General features: G+C 65.1%; 21 protein-coding genes. 6 read left to right on the forward strand and 15 right to left on the reverse strand.

The features are described 5' to 3' along the window. The first annotated feature begins 224 nt into the window (after positions 1-224). A complete protein-coding gene (locus F757_RS0111785) occupies positions 225-995 on the forward strand; it encodes a DeoR/GlpR family DNA-binding transcription regulator (RefSeq protein ID WP_027211561.1) in 771 nt (256 codons plus the stop codon). Between the two features lie 55 nt (positions 996-1,050). On the opposite strand, the gene F757_RS0111790 is transcribed toward F757_RS0111785, so the two are convergent. After that, entirely contained in the window at positions 1,051-2,718 is a 1,668-nt protein-coding gene (locus tag F757_RS0111790; RefSeq protein ID WP_027211562.1) for a Na/Pi cotransporter family protein, read from the reverse strand. 289 nt (positions 2,719-3,007) lie between these two features. Between F757_RS0111790 and F757_RS0111795 the strand changes: the two genes are divergently transcribed. Then, positions 3,008-3,709 carry an HAD family hydrolase gene (locus tag F757_RS0111795; protein ID WP_027211563.1) on the forward strand — a complete coding sequence of 234 codons (702 nt, stop codon included), beginning with the start codon at positions 3,008-3,010 and terminating at the stop codon, positions 3,707-3,709. A 257-nt stretch (positions 3,710-3,966) separates the two neighbouring features. Here the strand turns inward: F757_RS0111795 and lipA are convergent, their stop codons facing one another. The 3 genes from lipA to F757_RS0111810 all read right to left on the reverse strand — a co-directional run bounded on the left by lipA (position 3,967) and on the right by F757_RS0111810 (position 6,282). Next, on the reverse strand, positions 3,967-4,974 hold the full coding sequence (lipA, locus tag F757_RS0111800) for a lipoyl synthase (protein WP_027211564.1): 1,008 nt from the start codon (positions 4,972-4,974) through the stop codon (positions 3,967-3,969). A 13-nt stretch (positions 4,975-4,987) separates the two neighbouring features. Continuing rightward, positions 4,988-5,713 carry a lipoyl(octanoyl) transferase LipB gene (gene lipB, locus F757_RS0111805; RefSeq protein WP_027211565.1) on the reverse strand — a complete coding sequence of 242 codons (726 nt, stop codon included), beginning with the start codon at positions 5,711-5,713 and terminating at the stop codon, positions 4,988-4,990. 242 nt (positions 5,714-5,955) lie between these two features. Then, positions 5,956-6,282: a DUF2917 domain-containing protein gene (locus F757_RS0111810; protein ID WP_013337883.1), complete on the reverse strand. Its 327-nt coding sequence runs from the start codon at positions 6,280-6,282 to the stop codon at positions 5,956-5,958. A 98-nt stretch (positions 6,283-6,380) separates the two neighbouring features. Between F757_RS0111810 and F757_RS0111815 the strand changes: the two genes are divergently transcribed. After that, entirely contained in the window at positions 6,381-7,394 is a 1,014-nt protein-coding gene (locus tag F757_RS0111815; protein WP_027211566.1) for a transcriptional regulator GcvA, read from the forward strand. A gap of 18 nt (positions 7,395-7,412) precedes the next feature. On the opposite strand, the gene F757_RS0111820 is transcribed toward F757_RS0111815, so the two are convergent. From F757_RS0111820 to F757_RS0111865, 10 genes are all read right to left on the reverse strand, one after another. Then, complete coding sequence (locus tag F757_RS0111820) at positions 7,413-7,760, reverse strand: HP0495 family protein (protein ID WP_442856640.1); 348 nt, start codon at positions 7,758-7,760, stop codon at positions 7,413-7,415. Continuing rightward, positions 7,705-8,628: a D-amino acid aminotransferase gene (locus F757_RS0111825; RefSeq protein WP_027211568.1), complete on the reverse strand. Its 924-nt coding sequence runs from the start codon at positions 8,626-8,628 to the stop codon at positions 7,705-7,707. The genes F757_RS0111820 and F757_RS0111825 overlap by 56 nt, the downstream gene beginning before the upstream one ends. Positions 8,629-8,641: 13 nt before the next feature. Then, positions 8,642-9,871, reverse strand: coding sequence for a D-alanyl-D-alanine carboxypeptidase family protein (locus F757_RS0111830; RefSeq protein WP_027211569.1), 1,230 nt, complete (start codon positions 9,869-9,871; stop codon positions 8,642-8,644). 335 nt (positions 9,872-10,206) lie between these two features. Next, entirely contained in the window at positions 10,207-10,851 is a 645-nt protein-coding gene (locus tag F757_RS0111835; RefSeq protein ID WP_027211570.1) for an alpha/beta hydrolase, read from the reverse strand. Positions 10,852-10,859: 8 nt separating this feature from the next. Then, positions 10,860-11,183: a (2Fe-2S) ferredoxin domain-containing protein gene (locus tag F757_RS0111840; RefSeq protein WP_006048118.1), complete on the reverse strand. Its 324-nt coding sequence runs from the start codon at positions 11,181-11,183 to the stop codon at positions 10,860-10,862. A gap of 115 nt (positions 11,184-11,298) precedes the next feature. Beyond that, entirely contained in the window at positions 11,299-12,456 is a 1,158-nt protein-coding gene (locus F757_RS0111845) for a VanZ family protein (protein WP_027211571.1), read from the reverse strand. Positions 12,457-12,487: 31 nt separating this feature from the next. Next, a complete protein-coding gene (locus tag F757_RS0111850; RefSeq protein WP_027211572.1) occupies positions 12,488-13,129 on the reverse strand; it encodes an ABC-type transport auxiliary lipoprotein family protein in 642 nt (213 codons plus the stop codon). Between the two features lie 30 nt (positions 13,130-13,159). Continuing rightward, a complete protein-coding gene (locus F757_RS0111855; RefSeq protein WP_027211573.1) occupies positions 13,160-14,122 on the reverse strand; it encodes an MlaD family protein in 963 nt (320 codons plus the stop codon). A 29-nt stretch (positions 14,123-14,151) separates the two neighbouring features. After that, complete coding sequence (locus F757_RS0111860) at positions 14,152-15,030, reverse strand: ABC transporter ATP-binding protein (RefSeq protein ID WP_027211574.1); 879 nt, start codon at positions 15,028-15,030, stop codon at positions 14,152-14,154. Further along, positions 15,027-16,160, reverse strand: a complete 1,134-nt coding sequence (locus tag F757_RS0111865; RefSeq protein WP_027211575.1) for an MlaE family ABC transporter permease — start codon at positions 16,158-16,160, stop codon at positions 15,027-15,029. Before F757_RS0111865 ends, F757_RS0111860 begins: the two co-directional genes overlap by 4 nt. 106 nt (positions 16,161-16,266) lie before the next feature. Between F757_RS0111865 and F757_RS0111870 the strand changes: the two genes are divergently transcribed. The 3 genes from F757_RS0111870 (at position 16,267) to F757_RS0111880 (ending at position 18,549) form a co-directional block, all read left to right on the forward strand. Next, on the forward strand, positions 16,267-17,184 hold the full coding sequence (locus tag F757_RS0111870; protein ID WP_027211576.1) for a biotin--[acetyl-CoA-carboxylase] ligase: 918 nt from the start codon (positions 16,267-16,269) through the stop codon (positions 17,182-17,184). Then, on the forward strand, positions 17,181-18,197 hold the full coding sequence (locus F757_RS36540; protein WP_027211577.1) for a type III pantothenate kinase: 1,017 nt from the start codon (positions 17,181-17,183) through the stop codon (positions 18,195-18,197). Before F757_RS0111870 ends, F757_RS36540 begins: the two co-directional genes overlap by 4 nt. A gap of 112 nt (positions 18,198-18,309) precedes the next feature. Beyond that, complete coding sequence (locus F757_RS0111880) at positions 18,310-18,549, forward strand: hypothetical protein (RefSeq protein WP_027211578.1); 240 nt, start codon at positions 18,310-18,312, stop codon at positions 18,547-18,549. Between the two features lie 27 nt (positions 18,550-18,576). Here the strand turns inward: F757_RS0111880 and rfaE2 are convergent, their stop codons facing one another. After that, positions 18,577-19,059: a D-glycero-beta-D-manno-heptose 1-phosphate adenylyltransferase gene (gene rfaE2 / locus F757_RS0111885; protein WP_027211579.1), complete on the reverse strand. Its 483-nt coding sequence runs from the start codon at positions 19,057-19,059 to the stop codon at positions 18,577-18,579. Positions 19,060-19,075: the final 16 nt, after the last annotated feature.

Consider the following 19,075-nt stretch of genomic DNA (forward strand, 5'->3'; position numbering starts at 1 on the left):
CGAAAGCACACATCGACTTTGCATTCGAACATTCGATGTTCGAACGAAGCGCCACTTCGATTTGCGAAGGCTAAATTCAAATACACAAACTTGCAAGCTACCAAAAAAATACAACACAATCCGGCTGAAGTAGTACGCTTGACATCGTCCCGACACACATTCGTGGCCACGATGTCACTGGTTAACACACGTCGTGCGAGCGCCTTCGCATCCAAGGAAAATGCATGTGGCAGGAAGACCGTCATCAGAGAATACGCGCGTTATTGTCGACGCTGCATCGGGTATCCACCGAGCGCATCATGGCGGACCTCGGCGTGTCGCGCGAAACGGTGCGGCGCGACCTGCTCGATCTCGAAGCGCTCGGTGAATTGCGCCGCGTACATGGCGGCGCGATCCGGCCGGCCGACGAAGCGCCAATTGCCGAGCGCGCGCACATGCGTGTCAAATCCAAAACGGCGATTGCGAAGGCGGCAACCGGACTGATTGCCAGCGGGCAGACGCTGTTCATCGACGCCGGCACCACCACCGCCGCGCTCGCCGAAGAACTGGCCAAGCTCGCTAACCTGACCATTGTCACGAATTCAATCGACGTCGCGTTGAAGCTGCGCGGCGCAACGGAACAGACAGAAGCCGCCAACGAAGTGATTCTGCTTGGCGGCACGATCAGCGACCGCGCGATGGCGACCACTGGCGCCACTACCGTGCTCGACATTCAGCGCTACCGTGCTGACCTTGCGCTGCTGTCGCCGGTGGGCGTCGACCACCGGCATGGCGCGACCAATTACGATCACGCGGAAACCGAGGTGGCGCGCGCAATGGTCGCGAATGCGGACCGTGTGGCGATTCTCGCCGACTACAGCAAGATCGGTCAGCGCAGCCGGATTTCTTATTGTCCGGTAGAGCGGATCGACGTGCTCGTCACCAACAAGAAAGCCGCCGACGCAGCCGATTTCAGTGCGCTGAAAAAGAAGCTCGATGAAGTGGTGCTGGCATAGCGCCTGAAGCGCCAGGCGTTGTGCGATGGCGCGCCACATGCCGATCTGCCGGCAGTCATTCCTTCACATGCATGGTGTCGAGCGCGCGCTTGCGCAAGCGGGTGTCATGCAACGCGCCCGCGGCATCCAGCACGGGGTAAGCGGTCGAGCAGAAAAGCGAATTGAGCCGCTTCATGTCGCTGATCAGATCGAGGTGCAACGCGCTCGTTTCGATGCTGCGCAGCGTCTGGCCGGCGAGGCGATCCAGATGCCGGTACGAATAGGCGCGCTCCAGGTCGCGAAAGCGCTCTTTCTCGGCGAGCAGCCGCTCGGCGCAACGCAGGTCGTTGTTCAGGAATACGGACAGACCGAGCTGCAGATTGCTGACGAGCCGCGCCTGCAGGTCGTCGAGCTCGCCGAGGCCCTCTTCGGAAAACGACAGGCGGTGCGCAATCTTCTTTTCCTCGATATTGCCGACAATGCGCTCGATGATGTCGCCCGCATGCTCCAGGTTGATGGTCAGCGAAATGATGTCGGTCCAGCGGCGGCTGTCTGCTTCGTCTAGTTGCTCGCGCGAAATCAGCGTGAGGTAGTTCTTCACTGCGGCGTAGAGTTCGTCGACGTCGTCGTCCATGCGCACGGTTTCGCGCGCCTTGTCCAGATGGTTGTGATGGATCAGCTCGGCCACGTTATCGAGCATGGTGCGCACGATGTCGCCGATTCGCAGCACCTCGCGCGCGGCATTGGCGAGCGCGAGCGTGGGCGTGGAGAGCGCGGCCGCGTCCAGATGCAGCGGCCGCAACTCGCCGTTCGGCATCGGCCGGTCCGGCAACACGCGTTCGCAGATGCGCGCCACGGGATCGATCAACGACAGGCATATGCAGCAACGCAGCGTGTTGTAGATCAGGTGAAAGCCCACCGTGGCTTCCCGCGGATTCGCAATCAACACCGGCAGCCAGCTCGCGAGCAGCGAAGCAAACGGCAGGATCAGCAATGCGCCCGCCAGCTTGAACGTAAAGCTGCCGAGCGCGAGCCGCCGCGCCGCCGAATTCTGCGCAGCAGCGCCGAGCAATGCGACCAGTCCGCTGCCGAGATTCGCGCCGATCACGAGACACAGCGCCACCTTCAACGAGATGACGCCCGACGATGCGAGCGTGGCCGTGAGCAGCACGGCCGCGAGACTCGAATACGAGAGGATCGCGAAGGCTGCGCCCACCAGTGCGTCGAGCATGGTGTCGCCAGTCAATGCGCCGAACATGACGCGCACGCCGGCGCCCTGCATCATCGGCTGGGCGGCTTCGACAATCAGATGCAGCGCGAGGAGGATCAGCCCGAGACCGATCAGCGTACGGCCGGCCTGGCCGACGCGCGTTTGTTTGCGCGACAGGAAGAGTGGCACGCCGAACAGAATGAGGATGGGCGAAAGCCATGACAGATCGAGCGTGAGGACCCGCGCCATGAGCGCCGTGCCGACGTCGGCACCGAGCATGATGGCGAGCCCGCTGGTGAGTGGCAGGAGTCCTTGTGCGGCGAACGACGTGAGAATCACCGCGGTGGCGTTGCTGCTTTGCACGAGACTCGTGACGCCGACGCCCGACACAAACGCCCGCCAACGGTTGCGCGTGCTGCGCCCGAGCACGCTGCGCAAATCGGCGCCCAATACGCGAAGAATGCCCGTGCGCACGATATGCGAGCCCCACACGAGCAGTGCCACACCGGCCAGAAGGTTAAGGAGAATCAACATAAGGCACTGCGCATTCGTTCTTTGCTGGCGTAAAACCGCATGCCGCGCAAGGCACCCGGGGCGTATGACCGTAGTGTTGCATAATTTTGCCTTATTGTAATTTTGTGCTTTTAAATATACGCTCGGCAACGAACATTAGGTATGGCGCGGCGACTCTTTGTGTTTGCAGCCGTGATGCTTTCTCCCAGCACGCAGCGCGCCTGTTCTCGCGAGCACAGCTCCGTGCCGCTCGCAGGGCGCTCATGCAGCGACTAGCTAACCCCCGGCATTCGATCACGAGGACAACCGGATGAGCCGCAATCTCGCGCTGTTCGACCTGGACCACACGTTGCTGCCGCTCGACAGCGACCAGGCGTGGGCTCATTTTGTCGCGGGCCTCGGAATTGAAGGTGCTGCGCGGCATGCACAAGACATCGACGAGTATTACCGGCAATACGTGGCGGGCACGCTGGACATGGCCGCCTATCTGGATCGCACACTCGCGCCGCTCGCGCGCCATACCCGCGAGCAGCTCGACGCATGGCATGCGCGCTTCATGCGGGAAGTGATTGCGCCCGCCATCCTGCCGGCCGCGCGCGAGCTGGTGCGACGTCACATGGACGCGGGCGACCTGTGCTGCATCGTGACCGCGACGAATGTGTTCGTGACCGCGCCGATCGGCAAGGCGCTCGGCTTCGATCATCTTCTTGGAATCGAGCTGGATACCGAGGGCGGCGATCCGCTTGCGCGATACACGGGCGCCGCGGTCGGCGTGCCGACTTTCCGCGAAGGCAAGATCACCCGCACCGAGAGCTGGCTGGCCTCGCTAGGGCACCGGTTGGAGGACTTCCCGCAAAGCTGGTTTTATAGCGATTCGATCAACGACGTACCCTTGCTCGAACGCGTCACGCATCCAGTCGCGACCAACCCGGATGCGCGTTTGCGTGCGCTCGCCAACGAGCGGGGCTGGCCTGTCATCGAACTTTTCTGCGAGGGGCGCGGGGGCGTGTAGGCGTGCAGGCGCGGGGGCGTGGAGGCGTGGAGGCGTGGAGGCGTCGGCATGGTCGCGGTGGCGGATCGGCTCACCGCTCCCTGCTTACTACTCACTGCGCAAAGCCCGCACCGAACGGTCTCCCTGCTACCGCGCAGCAAGCATGCTGTGCGGCGACAAGCCACCGCAACCAGGGCCCGCTGATTTCGTCGATCGCGAAAAAAAGCCCGCACACTGTGCGGGCCTTCTTCGGTCAGCAAGGGCAGGAAGCCTCGTGCTCAGACCACGCCGGCTCCATGTGCCTGCAGATCGGCGTGGTAGCTGGAGCGCACCATCGCGCCCACCGCCGCATGGGTAAAGCCCATCTTGTAGGCTTCTTCCTCATACATCTTGAAGGTGTCCGGGTGCACGTACGAGCGCACCGGCAGATGGTGCTCCGAAGGCTGCAAATACTGGCCAATGGTGAGCATGTCCACATCGTGCTCGCGCAGATCGCGCATGACCTGCAGAATTTCTTCTTCCGTTTCGCCGAGACCCACCATCAGGCCCGACTTGGTGGCCACGTCCGGATGCAGCGCCTTGAAGTCCTTCAACAGCTTTAGCGAATGCGCGTAGTCCGAACCCGGCCGCGCTTCCTTGTACAGACGCGGCACGGTCTCGAGATTGTGGTTCATCACGTCGGGCGGCGCCGCATTCAGAATGCCGAGCGCGCGATCCAGGCGGCCACGAAAATCCGGCGTGAGAATTTCGATGCGTGTTTCAGGCGACAACTCGCGCGTCTGACGGATGCATTCCACGAAGTGCGCCGCGCCGCCGTCGCGCAGATCGTCGCGGTCCACGCTCGTGATCACCACATACTTGAGCTTCAACGCGGCAATGGTGCGCGCGAGGTTCCCCGGTTCTTCCGCATCCAGCGGATCGGGACGACCATGCCCGACGTCGCAGAACGGGCAGCGCCGCGTGCACTTGTCGCCCATGATCATGAAGGTCGCCGTGCCCTTGCCGAAACATTCGCCGATATTCGGACAGCTCGCTTCCTCGCACACCGTATGCAGATTGTGCTCGCGCAGAATCTGCTTGATTTCGTAGAAGCGCGAGTTGCCGGTTGCCGCCTTGACGCGAATCCAGTCCGGCTTCTTCAGCTTTTCGATCGGAACGATCTTGATGGGAATACGGGCGGTTTTGGCTTGCGCCTTCTGCTTCGCGGTAGCGTCGTAGGCAGCAGCGGATGCCGGCACGCCTTCGGGCGCGGGAGAAGCTGCGAGGTTCGCGGTAACGTCAGTCATTCGTTCGATCCAGTCAGGCGGTGAGCGCACCGGCCTGCGGTTGGGCGACGGCCGCGGGACTGCCGTCGAGGTTTGCGGTGAGGCATTCGGCAAGGGTGCGGGCCACGTCGTCCCAGCCGGCCGCAACGCCGAGCGTTGCCATGTCGGCTGTTTCGAGACCCGCGTAGCCGCAAGGGTTGATGGCCAGAAACGGCCGTAAATCCATGTTCACGTTGAGGCTCACGCCGTGATAGCTGCAGCCGTTGCGAATCTTCAGACCGAGCGCGGCAATCTTCGCCCCGGCGTGCAGGCCGGCCTGCGGCCCTGCCGAGACGTAAATGCCGGGCGCGCCCGCCTTGCGTTCTCCGGCGAGATTATACGCCGCCAGGGTGTCGATCACGGCCTGCTCGATCCGCGTGACCATCTCGCGAACCATCAGTTTGCGGCGCCGCAAATCCAGCAGCAGATAGGCCACCACCTGGCCGGGGCCGTGATACGTGATCTGGCCGCCGCGGTCGACTTTCACGAGAGGAATGCCGCTGTTCGCGGCCAGCAGGTGTGCCGGATCGCCGGCCTGGCCAAGCGTGAAGACAGGCGGATGCTCGACCAGCCAGATTTCGTCGGGCGTCGCGGCGGTGCGCGCGTCTGTGAACGCTCGCATCGCTTCGAAACTGGCTTCGTAGAGTTCGCTGCCGCGCCAGCGCAGCTCGAGTGGCGCCGCAGCGGGCAATGGAGATGGTGAAACCGGAGAGGCGGACATGATCCCGGCAGTTTACCCAAAACCGCCAATCCTCGCCGGAAGTCGCCGCGCAGCAAAGACACGCCGAAGGACGCATGGGAGGAGCGCGGCCGGAAGTTCTGGCGACACGTCCGGCGCCGCAAGAGCACGCCGCAAGTTCCGCCAACACGCCCGGCGCTCGCAAGAGCACGCCGCAAGTTCCGCCAACACGCCCGGCGCTCGCAAGAGCGCGGCCGCCATTTCCGGCACGCGCCCGGCGGCCTTCACACCGTGCGCCAGCCTCCGCGCAGCCACGCCCCGAACCGCTCGCCCATGCGAGCAAACCAGTTCAGCGCGCGCTCGTCGCAACGGGTCGGCACTGAAAACGCGACCGTCGCCCGGGGCGTGCCTTCGGCGCTCAGCCACAGGCGCTCGCCGCGCCGCAGCCGCATCGTTTGTCCCGGTTGCAGCCAGTAATCTTCGGTGTCGTCGCTGCGGGTCACCCACACCGCGCCGCCACGCACGACCAGCTTCGTGCTGCGCGCCACTTTCAGGGGCAGCGTTTCGCCGCTGCGGATTTCGTACGCAATGCTAGAGGAAACTTCTCGCATGATGCCCTCGCCAAAAGTCGTTTCATGGCTACAATCGTAGGCGCAGCAAGGGTTCGTGCAAAACGATCAATTTTCACCTCTATGTGAGAAAAATTGCGATGGAGCTTCGCCACCTTCCGCCCTTGAATGCGATCAAGGCCTTTGAAGCGGCCGCCCGCCACGAGAGCTTTTCGCGCGCCGCCGACGAGCTTTTCGTCACTCACGGCGCGGTCAGTCATCAGATCCGTGCGCTGGAGGCCGAGCTTGGGGTCGCGCTGTTCGCTCGCGACGGCAAGCGCGTGCGTCTCACCGAAACAGGCCGGCGCTATGCGAACCAGGTGCGCGCCGCGCTCGCCGCGCTGTGCGACGCCACGCGCGAATTGCGCGCGGGCGACCGGGAGCGGCGGCTCGTGGTGTCCATGCTGTCGTCGTTTGCGGCGCGTTGGGTCACGCCGCGCATCGGCAGCTTTATCGAGGCGCATCCGCAATGGGACCTTGAATTGCTGTCCACCAACGCGCTGACGGATTTCGCGCGTGACGACGTGGACGTGGCGATCCGCTTCGGCTATGGGAAATACGCAGGGCTGCACTCCGAACTGCTGCTGGAGGAAATCTTCTTCCCAGCGTGCGCGCCGAAATTCAACGGCGGCAAGCTGCCAGCCACGCCGGCCGAGCTCGCCCAGTTGCCGCTACTGCGCTCGGACGACGAACTGTGGCGCCCGTGGTTCGACGCGGCCGGGCTCACCGACTGGAAGGAGCCCAAGCGCGGCGTGCTGTATCAGGATTCGTCGAATCTGCTGCAGGCGGCAATCGACGGGCAGGGAATCGCGCTCACGCGCCGCTCGCTCGCCATGCACGAGATCGCAGCGGGGCGGCTAGTACGGCTTTTCAACGTGGATGGACCGAGCCCGTGGCAGTACTACTTCATCTGCCCGCCGCACATGCTGGAAACCGCCAAAGTGAAGGCATTCCGCGACTGGGTGTTTGCCGAGGTGGGACGGTTCAAGCAGCTTTTCGAGCAGGCCTGCGAAGTGGGGCCGGCGGCCGGTTCGCCGGGCTCGCCCGCCGAGGTGAACGCGGCTGGCCCGGCCAGCACCGACAAGACGGCGGACGCGTTGCGCGCCGCGCCGTAACCTGACCGACTTGACGCGCTACAGCACGACCTTGACCATCGGATGCCCGGTGAGCGCGCGGTAAATATCATCGAGCTGCGCACGGCTAGTGGCGCGCACCGTCACGGTCAGACCGGTGTAATTGCCGCCGCTGGACGGACGCGTTTCGACACGCGAGGCGTCGACCTCGCTGTCGAATTGCCGGACCACCGTGACGATCGTCTCGGCAAACTCGGGGTGCGATTTACCCATGATCTTGATGGGAAAATCGCAGGGGTACTCAATGAGTGATTCCTCTGCCGGATTCATTTGTTGCTCCTTGCCGCGCCTCTCACGCTTCGTTTGCCGCCTGCGCTTCTCTTGCCTTGGCTCGCTGATACGCCGCATACAGCGCCGCAAACACCGCGCCCGGCTTGCCGTCACCGACCGGCTCGTCGTCGAGCCGGGTAACGGGCAGCACTTCCTTGGTGGCCGAGCTGATCACGATTTCGTCCGCCGCACGCACCTCGGCCTCGGCAATTTCACGCACTTCGAAGCGAATGCCGCATTCGGCCGCGAGCTCCTCGATCAGTCCGTAGCGAATGCCTTCCAGAATCTTGTGGCTGCGCGGCGGCGCGGCCAGCACGCCGTCCTTCGCCACCCATACATTCGACGACGACCCTTCGGTCAACCAGCCATCGCGGAACTGGATAGTCTCGAAGGCGTCGTTTTCAGCCGCGTATTGCGCCATCAGCACATTGCCGAGCAGCGAGACCGACTTGATGTCGCAGTGAAGCCAGCGGCGATCTTCCGCGCTCATACACCGCACGCCCTGCGCGCGCTGCGCGGCGTTCGGCAGAGTAAGCGGCGTGACCATGACGAATACCGTAGGCTGGACGCCTGCAGGAAACGCGTGAGCGCGTTTTGCAACGCCGCGCGTGATCTGAATGTAAGCGATCGCGTCCTGGTCGGCGGCTAGGCCGGCCTCGGCCTCGTTCGCCGCGCATACGCGCTCGATCAGCGCGCGCCAGCCGGCATTGTCGAGCGGATTGGCAATGCCGATCTTGTCGAGCGACCGCGCGAGGCGCGCGAGGTGCTGTTCAAAGCGGAAAGCCGTGCGGCCGCCCGCATGCGCGTACAGCGGCGCGACTTCGTAAATGCCGTCGCCGAAAATAAAGCCGCGGTCGAGCACCGGCACGCGCGCCTCGGACAACGGCACCACTTCGCCGTTCAGATAAACGATGGGTTCAAGCGAAACATCGGAAAGAGCGGTCATCGCAGTCGGGTGCTTACTTTTTCTTGTTGAACATGAGCATCAGCGAATCCCACACGCGGCCGACAATGCCGGCTTGCGGCACCGCCTGCAAGGCGACCACCGGGAACTGCGCGAGCACCTTGCCGTCGGCCACGAGCTTCGCCGTGCCAACCTGCTGGCCGTTGGCGATTGGCGCGATGAGCGGATCGATCTGCTCGATCTGCGGCTTCACCTTGTCGGCCATGCCCTTGGGCACGGTAATGTACTGATCGCTCTTCACGCCGATCTGCACGGTGTCCTGCGAGCCCTTATAGACGCGCGGCGTGCCGACCACCTGGCTCGCCTTGTACAGGCGCACCGTGTCGTATGCGGAGTAGCCGTAGTTCAGCATTTTCAGGCTGTCCTGCACGCGGTCGTGCTCCTTCGTCTCACCCATCATCACGGAGACGAGGCGGCGCGACGCCTCGGGCGTGCCCGGCAGAGAACGCTTTGCGCTGGCGATCAGGCAGTAGCCGGCGGCTTGCGTGTGGCCGGTCTTCAGGCCGTCCACCGTCGGGTCGATCCACAACAGACGGTTGCGGTTCGGCTGCTTGATCTTGTTGTACGTGAATTCCTTGACCGAGAAGATGTTGTAGTAGTCAGGGAAGTCGCGAATCAGGCGCGCCGACAGCACGGCCAGGTCGCCCGCGGTCGTGTAGTGCTGCGGATCGGGCATGCCGTTCACGTCGGCGAAATGCGTATGCGTCATGCCGAGGCGCTGGGCCTCCGTGTTCATCATGTTGACGAACTGTGCCTCGCTGCCGCCCACCAGTTCGGCGAGCGCAATGGCGGCGTCGTTGCCCGACTGGACAATCATGCCGTACACCAGATCGTGCACGGTGACGGGCTTGTTCGCCTCGATGAACATGCGCGATTCGTCGGTACGCACGCGGCGCACCGCTTCGCCCGGCGTCACCGTCTGGTCCATCGTGATTTTCTTCGTCTGGAGCGCTTCGAAGACGAGATACGCGGTCATCAGCTTCGTGAGCGATGCCGGTTCTACGCGCTCGTCCGGGTTGCCCGATGCGAGAACCTGATTGCTGGTCGCGTCGACCAGCACCCACGAACGCGCATTCACCGCCGGCGGCGGCACTTGCGCGAACGCGGTGCTGGCCACGAGCGTGGCGGGCAGCACAACGCCGAGCGTCAATGCGCGGCTTACCGTGGAGGCAACGAGAGATGCAACAGAAGGAAAAGACAGGCGGCCGGAGGTGGAAAAACGCATAGGGTCGATTCGTGCAGAAAAATACAACGCGCGAGAGCGCAGAGTTGGGAGAGCCGGTCGGCGAACGTCTGGCCGCCACGATATGAGGCGTAACGGCTCGGGCGCCCGTTGGACTTCCGGCCACGCGATCGGTTCACGCAGCACGCCTGCAACCGGCACCGCTGCGCGCGTGGAAAGAGCCTACGCGTCGCGCGAACTGCCGGCATGGCCGTGCTGCGCCCAAAAAAGAGCGCCCATTATACGCGCGCTACTCTCCCAACTTCGCGTAACGGCGGGCAATTAATGGTGAGTTTTTGCCTACCTGTACCCCGCAAATCGAGATGCGGCCCATTCGATCAGCGCCACGCGTCGACGATGATCCGCTTCAGGATGTGCAGCTTGCGATGCAGGAAATGCTCGGCACCCGGAATCACCACGACAGGCAATTCCTGCGGCCGCGCCCAGTCGTAAACGGATTGAATGGGAACCGTGTCGTCCGTCTCGCCGTGAATCACCAGCGTGTTTTCCGGCACCGGCGCGACTTCCCAGCGGCTCGCGGCGGTGCCGACGAACACCATGCGCTCGATCTGCTGGCCTTCCTCGCGCAGCTTCGCGGCCACGTGCGACAACACGAAAGTGCCGAACGAAAAGCCCGCCAGCACGAGCGGCAGATCGCCCTGCTCCGGCTGTGCGCGCATGTGGTCGAGCACCGCGCGCAAATCGTCGCGCTCGCCGATGCCCGCATCGTGCTCGCCTTGCGTTTGCCCTACGCCGCGAAAGTTCGAGCGATACGTTATGTAGTTCAACTGCACGAGCGTGCGCGCGAGTGTCTGGGCGACCTTGTTGTCCATCGTGCCGCCAAAGAGCGGATGCGGGTGCGCCACGAGCGCAATGCCGCGCGGCGCGGCGCCGTTTTCGCGCGCCTCGTCCGGCAGGTCGAGCGCGACCTCGATCTTGCCGACCGGGCCGTCGATCAGGTACTTCTTCGTATGTACATTCATGGTGGCGCTTATTGATCGATTTTCAGACGCTCGACAATCTTGCCGTTCGCGAGATGCGAGTCGACGATTTCGTCGATATCGCTTTCATCCACATACGTGTACCAGACGCCTTCCGGATAGACCACCAGCGTCGGGCCAAGCTCGCAGCGGTCGAGACAACCCGCCTTGTTGATGCGCACCTGGCCGGGGCCCGCCAGGCCGAGTTTCTTCACGCGCTTTTTCGCGTGCTCCTGCATGGCCTGTGCGTTGCAGTTCGCGCAGCTCGGGCGCTCCGCGCCAGGTTCTCGCTGATTCAGGCAAAAGAAGACGTGATATTTGTAGAACGAGTCCATGATCTAAGGGGAAGGCTGTCAGAAGGGCAATAGTGCAGCAGAACGCGGTTTGGCGCAGCAGCGCGGTGTTTTTTTGCGGATGCGGGCGTGAGCGATGGCGCTGTGGCTCGCCGGCTCACGCGCGCCGCGTGCGCCGACCGAGCCACACCCGCTCGACGACAAACGCGAGCCACACGAGCGCCGCATACGGCCACACCCACGCGAGCCAGCGCGCGAGTCCGTTGAAGTGCAGATACCGCCCTTGCCGCCAGTCGGCCAGCACCACGTCGAAATAAGGATTCACCGGCAGCAGGTTCACGAACACCAGCGTCACGACCAGCGCAGCGGCCGCGAGCGCCGCCCGCGCGCTGCGCCGCAGACGCAGCGCGGCGAGCCCGAGCAACGCGCCGCAGCCGAGGCCCGCCAGACCGCCCGGCGTCGCCCAGTCGAAAGCAAGGCCCGATTGCGATTGCAGGAATGTCGCGCCCGCCTTCACGCCCAGCGTCGCGACGCTGAACAGCAGCAACAGCCGCACGCGCGGCGCATGGCGGCGCACCGACAAGGAAGCGAGCGCAAGCGCGGCGAACAGATTGAGCGTCGTGATGAGCGCTTCCCACGCGTCGTCCGGCAACCACGCGGCGACCCAGGCCGGCCATGCGCTGACGTGCCAGGCCGCCGGCGCCCATGCGAACAGCGCGTCCTGTGTCGTGGAGTCGAAACGCGCCCACAGCGCGCGCGGCCAGTTGCCGAGTCCGAGCAGGCGCGGCGACGGATACATCGTCGCAAACGGCCAGGCCGCCACGAGACACGCCAGCGCCGCGCTGTCGCGCTCGAACCACATGAGCCGCAAGCGCCGCAACAAGCCGCGGTCGAGCAGCGCGCCCGTGGCAGGCGACATGATCGCCGCGCCGAGCAGCGCGCCGAGCGCATTGGCCGCGAGATCGAGGTTCGAGGCGACGCGCGTCGGCAAATAGGTTTGCACGGCTTCCATCACGCCCGACAGCAGCCCGCCCAGCACGAACGCCAGCGCAACCGCGAGCGGCCCGCGCCAGCGAGGGTAGAGCGCGAGCACCATGAGCGCGCCAAACGGCATGTAGCCGAGCACGTTGGTGACGACGTCGAACGCCGTCAGGTACTGCGGCATCGGATCGGAAAGAAACGCGAGGGGCCCGAGGCCGAGCGAGCGCCAGCCCATGAACGGATACCACGATCCGTAGACGATCAGCGCGGTGTACAACAGCAGCGCCTGGCGCGAGAGCACCGAAGGACGGCGCAGCCACGATCGTTCGCTCATGCAGCGCTCCGTTGCGTGCGCTGCGCGCCCGTCATTGCGCGGCGACCAGCGCCTGCACGCCGAGCCAGGCGCCGATTTGCGCGACGAGGTCGTCGCTCGCCGCAGCAAGGGCCTGGGCGCCGCCGGCTGCGTCGGCGGAACGGGACGGCGCACGCGAGATGAAAGTGCGCTGGCCGATCAGCTTGCCGTTTTGCATCAGCGTGGCGCGCGCGGTCACCGCCGCATGGCTTTGCGACTGGCTGTCGAAAACCTGCTCGAACACGCTCAGATCGATTTTCAGCACGGGCGCGGCCACGCCGTCTGCACCCGTCAGCACGGTGCCGCGCGAACTCAGCGCGCCGCGCAGACGCTGCGTGAGCAGCACCGAGGGCGGCATCGTCCAATGGCTGTTCGCGTACGCGGCGACCTGCTGCGAGTCCGCATAGCCGAGCCGGTAGACGAGCTTGTCGGACTGCAGCGCTTCGGGCGCGCTCACGTCCAGCACCTTCACGGTCGGCTGCATTCCCGCCGGGGTTGCCGGCTTCGGTGGGCCGAAGTCATAACGGATGTCCGACAGGGCGGCCGGCGTGCTCGTGCAGCCGGCAACCAGCAGGCCGACGGCGGCGAGCGCCGCGCACGCCGCGCCCGCGCGCGTGATGCGCGAGGACAACGACCGGCGAATGGAGCGTGACATGACAATCTTCCTTTCTTCAATCTTTCGGATTCATTTTGCGGCGTGTGGCGCGGGCCACGTGAAACCAGCCTCGCCCGGCCCCGGCGCCGCAGCCGGCGCGCCGAACAGCACGCTGCGCGGGCTGGTGCTGAACGTATCGGCGGCGCGGTCCACCGAGCGCGCGGCCGAGCGCACGTCTTCGGCAAGCGAATTGACGCGCGGCAACGTGTCGTAACCGACTCGCGCCGACAGCTCCTGCAACGAGCCGTTCATCGCGGTAAGCGCGTCGCCCGCCTGTTGCGCGGCCGTGCCGACCTTGTTCAGGTTGCTCTCGAACGGCCCGTCCGGGCGGTTCAGGCTCGTGATCAACTGGTTGGTCGAGGCGAGCGTGCTGTCCAGCTTGTCGATGGTGGCGGGCAGCTTGCCGGCCGCGGGCGCCATCTGCTGCGTGAGCGTGGCCACGCCGTCAGCGGCCTTCTGGATGCTGGCCGCCGTGCCGTGCAGCTGATCGACCATTTCCTTCGACAGCAGATTGTCGACGTCGTCCGTAACCCTTTCGAGTTTCTTCAGCAGCACGTCGCCGCGTTGCTGCAACTGATCGAGCAGGCCCGGGCGCATCGGCAACTGCGCGACCTGCTTCGCCGACGAAGGCAGCGGCGACGGATCGTGCCCCGTATCGTCGAGCTGGATGAAGGCAATGCCCGTCACGCCCTGGAAGCCGAGGCTGCCGTACGTGGAATGCGTGATCGGCGCGTGCGTATCGACCAGAATGCGGATCACGATCTGGCCCGGATGGTCGCGGTCGAACTTGATGGACTGCACCTTGCCGACGTCGAGCCCGCGATAGCGCACCGCGGCGTCGCTAAAAAGGCCGGTTACGTTGGTGCGCGCAATCAGATCGTACGGCACGCGCACCGCGCGGTCGACATTGAACAAAAATGCCGCCGTGGCAATCGCCGCGAGCAGGACGACCGTGAAGAGCCCTGCCCAGAACGCATGTGATTTGTTTTCCATTACCGGGTTCCCTGATTGACGGCCCAGATCTACAGCGACAATGCCGACGACGCTGGCTCGAGCGCCGCGTGCGGCAGTTTCGCGCGCCGTTCGGGCGGCAGCGCCTGCAGCGCGCGCCGCCCGCGCAAGCCGAGAAAATATTCGCGGATAAAAGGGTGATCGACGCCCGCGGCCTCTTCCACCGGTGCGGCGACCAGCACCTTGCGATCCGCCAGCACCGCCACGCGCGTGGACAGCGCCACCATCGTGTCGAGATCGTGCGTGACCATCACGACTGTCAGGCCGAGCGCGCGATGCAGTGCCGAGATCAGCTCGACGAACTCGTCGGACGCCTGAGGATCGAGGCCGGCGGTCGGTTCGTCGAGAAACAGCAGTTCGGGTTCGAGCGCGATAGCGCGCGCAATGCCGACGCGCTTGATCATGCCGCCCGACAGCGCCGACGGCATTTTCGACGCGTGCTTGCACGGCAGGCCGACCATCTCCAGCTTCAGCATGACGATGTCGCGCAGCAGATCCTCCGGCACCTTGCCGAGCTCGCGCACCGGCTGCGCGACGTTGTCGAACACCGACAGCGACGAGAACAGCGCCCCGCGCTGAAACAGCATGCCCGAGCGGCTGCGCATGAGCAGCGCGGTTTCCGGCGAGATGGTCGCGAGGTCCTCGCCGAACAGCTTGATGGTTCCCGACGAAGGCCGCTCGAGCCCGAGAATCTGCCGCACGAGCGTGGTTTTGCCGGAGCCCGAACCGCCGACAATCGACACGATTTCGCCGCGCCGCACGTCGAGATTCAGGTGCTGATGCACGATGTGGCGACCATAGCGCTTGGTGACGTCGATCACCTCGATCACCGGTTCGGCGATAGAAGGCATCGGCTGGCCGCGCACGGCCTGTGTGAGCGGCGCGATCATCCGAGCCCCACCTTCTGGAACAGGATTGCAAACACCGCGTCCGCGAGAATCACGATAGTAATCGACGTCACGACCGAGGTCGTCGTGCCTTCGCCGAGGCTCTCCGAATTGGCCTTGATGCGAAAGCCGAAGTGGCAGCCGACAATCGCGATCAGCATGCCGAAGGCGACGCCCTTGCCGAGCCCGATCCACAGATTCGCGACAGGCACCACACCCGGCAGCGCGCGCGCGAAGTAGCTCATGTCGATGCCAAGCACGATCTTCGCGGCGACCGCGCCGCCCGTCAACGCAATGATGTTGGTCCACATGACGAGCAGCGGCATGGCCACGCCGAGCGCGACCACGCGCGGCAGAATGAGCCGCAGGCCGTGCGGGATGCCCATCACGCGCATGGCGTCGAGTTCTTCGGTCACGCGCATCACGCCGATCTGCGCGGTGATTGCCGAGCCCGAGCGGCCCGCCACGAGAATCGCCGAGAGCACCGGCCCGAGTTCGCGGATCACCGAGAGCCCGAGGATATTCACGATGTACTGATTCGCGCCGAAGAGCCGCAATTGCTGCGCGGACAGATAGCTGAGCACGATGCCGATCAGGAACGCGACGAGCGCGGTGATCGGCAGCGCTCTCGTGCCGGCGTTGTAGATGTTGGCCGAGATTTCGGTCCACGGCGTGATGGCCGGTTTGCGCGCGATCGCGAGCAGGTCGAGCACGACGCGCCCGAGCATCGCCACGCCGCCATACAGATGCTCGAAAAACGAAAAGATGCCGAGCCCGAGCCGCGTGAACGGATCGAATCTGACGACCGGTTCAGCGGTTTCGCGCACCGTGTCGAGCAGCGCGATGCGCTCGAAAATGTCGCGCTGCGTGGCGGTGAGCTCGGTGTCGGGCGGCATTCTGTGGCCCCACACGCGCCACAGCGCCTGGCCCCCGACATGGTCCATCCGGTCGATACGCGACAGGTCCCATTGGCCGATGCCTTCGGCGCCTTCGAGCGAGCGCAATTGCGGGATCACGTGCCCGGTTGCGCGGTCGCGCGCGAGCGCGAGCGCCGTCCACTGGCCCGAGAGCCGGACGATCTTGCCTTGGCTGCCGGCCGCGACTTCGAGGCCGGGCGGAGTGTCGTAGTTCAAGGATCGTTGCAATCTGGTTATCGGATTAGCGGCCATTGTAACGAAGGCGCAGCTAATCGACCGTGCAGGCGGACTCGCGCGGTTGGCTGTCGCTACAATACGGAGCATGAACGCTTCCCGCACTCCGCCCCAAGCTGCGACCGCTGCCGCACATGCGGCCGACTGGCGCATTGACCGTGAACGCGCCGTCACGCTTTTCGGCGCGCACGCGCATGACTGGCCGATTGAAATCGTCGAGGAAACCGGCTCGACCAATGCCGACCTCATGGCCCGCGTGAAAGCGCTGCCGCGCCGCGCCGGCGCGCTGCCCCGGCCTATCGTGCGGGTGGCTTACCTGCAAACTGCCGGGCGTGGCCGGCGTGGCCGTCCGTGGTATGCGGAGCCGGGCAATGCCCTGCTCTTTTCGGTGGCCTGCGTGCTGCCGCGTCCGCTCGAAGGGCTCGCGGGCCTGAGCCTCGCGGTGGGCGTCGCGCTCGTCGATGGACTGCGCTCGCTGCCTGTCGCCGGCCCCGGCCAGATCGCGCTGAAGTGGCCGAACGACGTGCTGCTCGAAGGCGACAAGCTCGCCGGCATTCTGATCGAAACCGCGTGGAGCACGGAGCACGCGAGCGCTGTGGTGATCGGCATCGGCACCAATGTGAAGGGCGCCGACGAGCTTGCCGCGAAAATCGGCGCGCTTGCCGCCGACGCGCCGCCGCAGGCGCGCGGCACGGCGCCGACCGCGCTGCAGCGCGCGTTGCCGAACGCCAATCTCACGGATACCCTCGCCGCCGAACTCAACGCGCTCGAGCCGGCCTTGCAGCGTTTCGGCGCGGAGGGCTTCGCGCCGTTCCAGGCGCGCTGGAACGCGATGCATGCCTATGCGGGCCGCGAGGTGGTGCTGCTCGAACAAGGTGAGGAAGTTACGCGCGGGGTGGCTGCGGGCGTCGACGAGCGCGGCCAGTTGCTGCTCGATACCGCCGCCGGCCGGCAAAGCGTTGCGACCGGCGACGTCTCTCTGCGTCTCGCCAATGGTGCTGCATGACGAGCGGCGCGCCTCGTCTTCTGATCGACGCGGGCAATAGCCGCGTCAAATGGGCGATGGTGACGGCGGACGGCGCACAGCTCGCGGCCGGGGCGCTCTCGCATGGCGAAAGCGATTCCGGTGAGTGGGCCGCTGAGACAACCGCTCAGTGGGCGAGTTTGCCTGCGCCTTGCAGCGCGTGGTTATCCAATGTTGCCGGCGACGCGGCGGCTGCGCGAATCGCGGCCCTTGTCCACGCACAGTGGCCCGGTTTGCCGCTGACCACGATCCGCGCGCGCGAGCGGCAATGCGGCGTCACCAACAGCTACACGACACCGCATGCGCTCGGCAGCGACCGCTGGGCCGGCATGATTGGCGCACACGCAGCGTTTCCCGGCGAGCACCTGCTGATCGCGACGTTCGGCACCGCGACCACGCTCGAGGCATTGCGCGCGGACGGCTGCTTTGTCGGCGGACTCATTGCGCCGGGCTGGAGCCTGATGATGCGTTCGCTCGGCGAGCACACCGCGCAATTGCCCACGCTCGACGCCAATGCTGCACGTGGACTTCTTGGCAGGAGTGGAAGCGGTGGTCATGCTGGCCTTGGTGGCGCTAGCCGCAGTGGTGGCAGTGGTCGCGCTGCGGCCATGAGTGAGACTGGCGGCAAGGACGCATCCGGTGGGACTGACGGCACGCAACGCGCTGGCGCTACTGTCGGCCCGCTTGGCATGCGCCGCGCGCCTGGCACGGACGACAGACCAGACCCCCCGCCCCGCGGCCCCTTCTTCGCGACCGATACCCGGCGTTCGTTATCCGCGGGCTGCACGCTTGCGCAAGCGGGCTTCGTCGAGCGGACATGGCGCGACCTGCAGGATGAATGGCAGGTGCCGGTGCGGCTCGTGGTCAGCGGCGGCGCGGCGGACGAAGTGGCGGGCGCGCTGAAAGTGCCCCATACTCGCCACGATTCACTGGTCTTGTCCGGGCTCGCGCTGATCGCCTCGGAGCAGGAGCAGGCAGCGAATCAAGGCGCCTGAGGCGCCGCTGCATCTCGCGGCACCGGCCACGGCCGGATATCGTGTCGGCGCCAGACCAAGCACGCGATCGAACGATAGCGACGGATCAACTTATGGATGGGAAAACAAAACAATGCTGCGCTGGCTGATTGCCATCTTGTTTCTGGCCAACCTTCTGGCATTCGTCGCGGTACGCGGCGTGTTCGGTCCGACGCCCACGGCGAGCGGACGTGAGCCGAATCACCTGAGCCGCGAAGTCCATGCCGACTGGCTCAAGGTGCGCCCTATCACCGCCGCCGAGGCAGGCGATCAGGCGGTGGTCGGCGCGCCGGCACCGGCCGTGCCGATTGCGGCGTCAGCCTTGCCGCAATAAAGCCGCGCTCGCCCGTACGCCCGGCACTCAACCGTGCGTGCGAACCTTCCTGAGCAGCGCGGTAGTCGAGCGGTCATGCTCGAACGGAATCGCCACCGCCTTGCCACCCCAGCCGCGCACGATGGCCGACTCCGGCAGTGCATCCATATCGTAGTCGCCGCCCTTGACAAGCACGTCCGGGCGCAGCGCCGAAATGAGATCCACCGGGGTTTTCTCGCCGAAGCAAACCACATAATCGACGCTTTCCAGCGCCGCGAGCAACGCCATGCGGTCGGCTTCGTTGTTGATCGGCCGGTCGTCGCCCTTGCCTAGCATGCGCACCGAAGCGTCGCTATTCACGCCGACGATGAGACAGGCGCCTTCGGCTTTAGCATCGGCGAGATAGGTCACGTGTCCGCGATGCAGAATGTCGAATACACCGTTCGTGAACACCACGGGCGCCTTCAGCGAAGGGCGCAGAGCGACGAGTGCGTCGCGCGTGAGAATCTTGCGTTCGAAAATGGCGGCCATGAGGAACCTGGAAGAA

It is taken from the genome of Burkholderia sp. WSM2232, assembly GCF_000472545.1.
Lineage (GTDB): Bacteria > Pseudomonadota > Gammaproteobacteria > Burkholderiales > Burkholderiaceae > Paraburkholderia.

Bases quoted from the DNA above. Each gene is read 5' to 3' on its own strand.
- F757_RS0111785 (WP_027211561.1), top strand. From the start codon at position 225: ATGTGGCAGGAAGACCGTCATCAGAGAATACGCGCGTTATTGTCGACG.
- F757_RS0111790 (WP_027211562.1), bottom strand. From the start codon at position 2,718: ATGTTGATTCTCCTTAACCTTCTGGCCGGTGTGGCACTGCTCGTGTGG.
- F757_RS0111795 (WP_027211563.1), top strand. From the start codon at position 3,008: ATGAGCCGCAATCTCGCGCTGTTCGACCTGGACCACACGTTGCTGCCG.
- lipA (WP_027211564.1), bottom strand. From the start codon at position 4,974: ATGACTGACGTTACCGCGAACCTCGCAGCTTCTCCCGCGCCCGAAGGC.
- lipB (WP_027211565.1), bottom strand. From the start codon at position 5,713: ATGTCCGCCTCTCCGGTTTCACCATCTCCATTGCCCGCTGCGGCGCCA.
- F757_RS0111810 (WP_013337883.1), bottom strand. From the start codon at position 6,282: ATGCGAGAAGTTTCCTCTAGCATTGCGTACGAAATCCGCAGCGGCGAA.
- F757_RS0111815 (WP_027211566.1), top strand. From the start codon at position 6,381: ATGGAGCTTCGCCACCTTCCGCCCTTGAATGCGATCAAGGCCTTTGAA.
- F757_RS0111820 (WP_442856640.1), bottom strand. From the start codon at position 7,760: ATGCGGCGTATCAGCGAGCCAAGGCAAGAGAAGCGCAGGCGGCAAACG.
- F757_RS0111825 (WP_027211568.1), bottom strand. From the start codon at position 8,628: ATGACCGCTCTTTCCGATGTTTCGCTTGAACCCATCGTTTATCTGAAC.
- F757_RS0111830 (WP_027211569.1), bottom strand. From the start codon at position 9,871: ATGCGTTTTTCCACCTCCGGCCGCCTGTCTTTTCCTTCTGTTGCATCT.
- F757_RS0111835 (WP_027211570.1), bottom strand. From the start codon at position 10,851: ATGAATGTACATACGAAGAAGTACCTGATCGACGGCCCGGTCGGCAAG.
- F757_RS0111840 (WP_006048118.1), bottom strand. From the start codon at position 11,183: ATGGACTCGTTCTACAAATATCACGTCTTCTTTTGCCTGAATCAGCGA.
- F757_RS0111845 (WP_027211571.1), bottom strand. From the start codon at position 12,456: ATGAGCGAACGATCGTGGCTGCGCCGTCCTTCGGTGCTCTCGCGCCAG.
- F757_RS0111850 (WP_027211572.1), bottom strand. From the start codon at position 13,129: ATGTCACGCTCCATTCGCCGGTCGTTGTCCTCGCGCATCACGCGCGCG.
- F757_RS0111855 (WP_027211573.1), bottom strand. From the start codon at position 14,122: ATGGAAAACAAATCACATGCGTTCTGGGCAGGGCTCTTCACGGTCGTC.
- F757_RS0111860 (WP_027211574.1), bottom strand. From the start codon at position 15,030: ATGATCGCGCCGCTCACACAGGCCGTGCGCGGCCAGCCGATGCCTTCT.
- F757_RS0111870 (WP_027211576.1), top strand. From the start codon at position 16,267: ATGAACGCTTCCCGCACTCCGCCCCAAGCTGCGACCGCTGCCGCACAT.
- F757_RS36540 (WP_027211577.1), top strand. From the start codon at position 17,181: ATGACGAGCGGCGCGCCTCGTCTTCTGATCGACGCGGGCAATAGCCGC.
- F757_RS0111880 (WP_027211578.1), top strand. From the start codon at position 18,310: ATGCTGCGCTGGCTGATTGCCATCTTGTTTCTGGCCAACCTTCTGGCA.
- rfaE2 (WP_027211579.1), bottom strand. From the start codon at position 19,059: ATGGCCGCCATTTTCGAACGCAAGATTCTCACGCGCGACGCACTCGTC.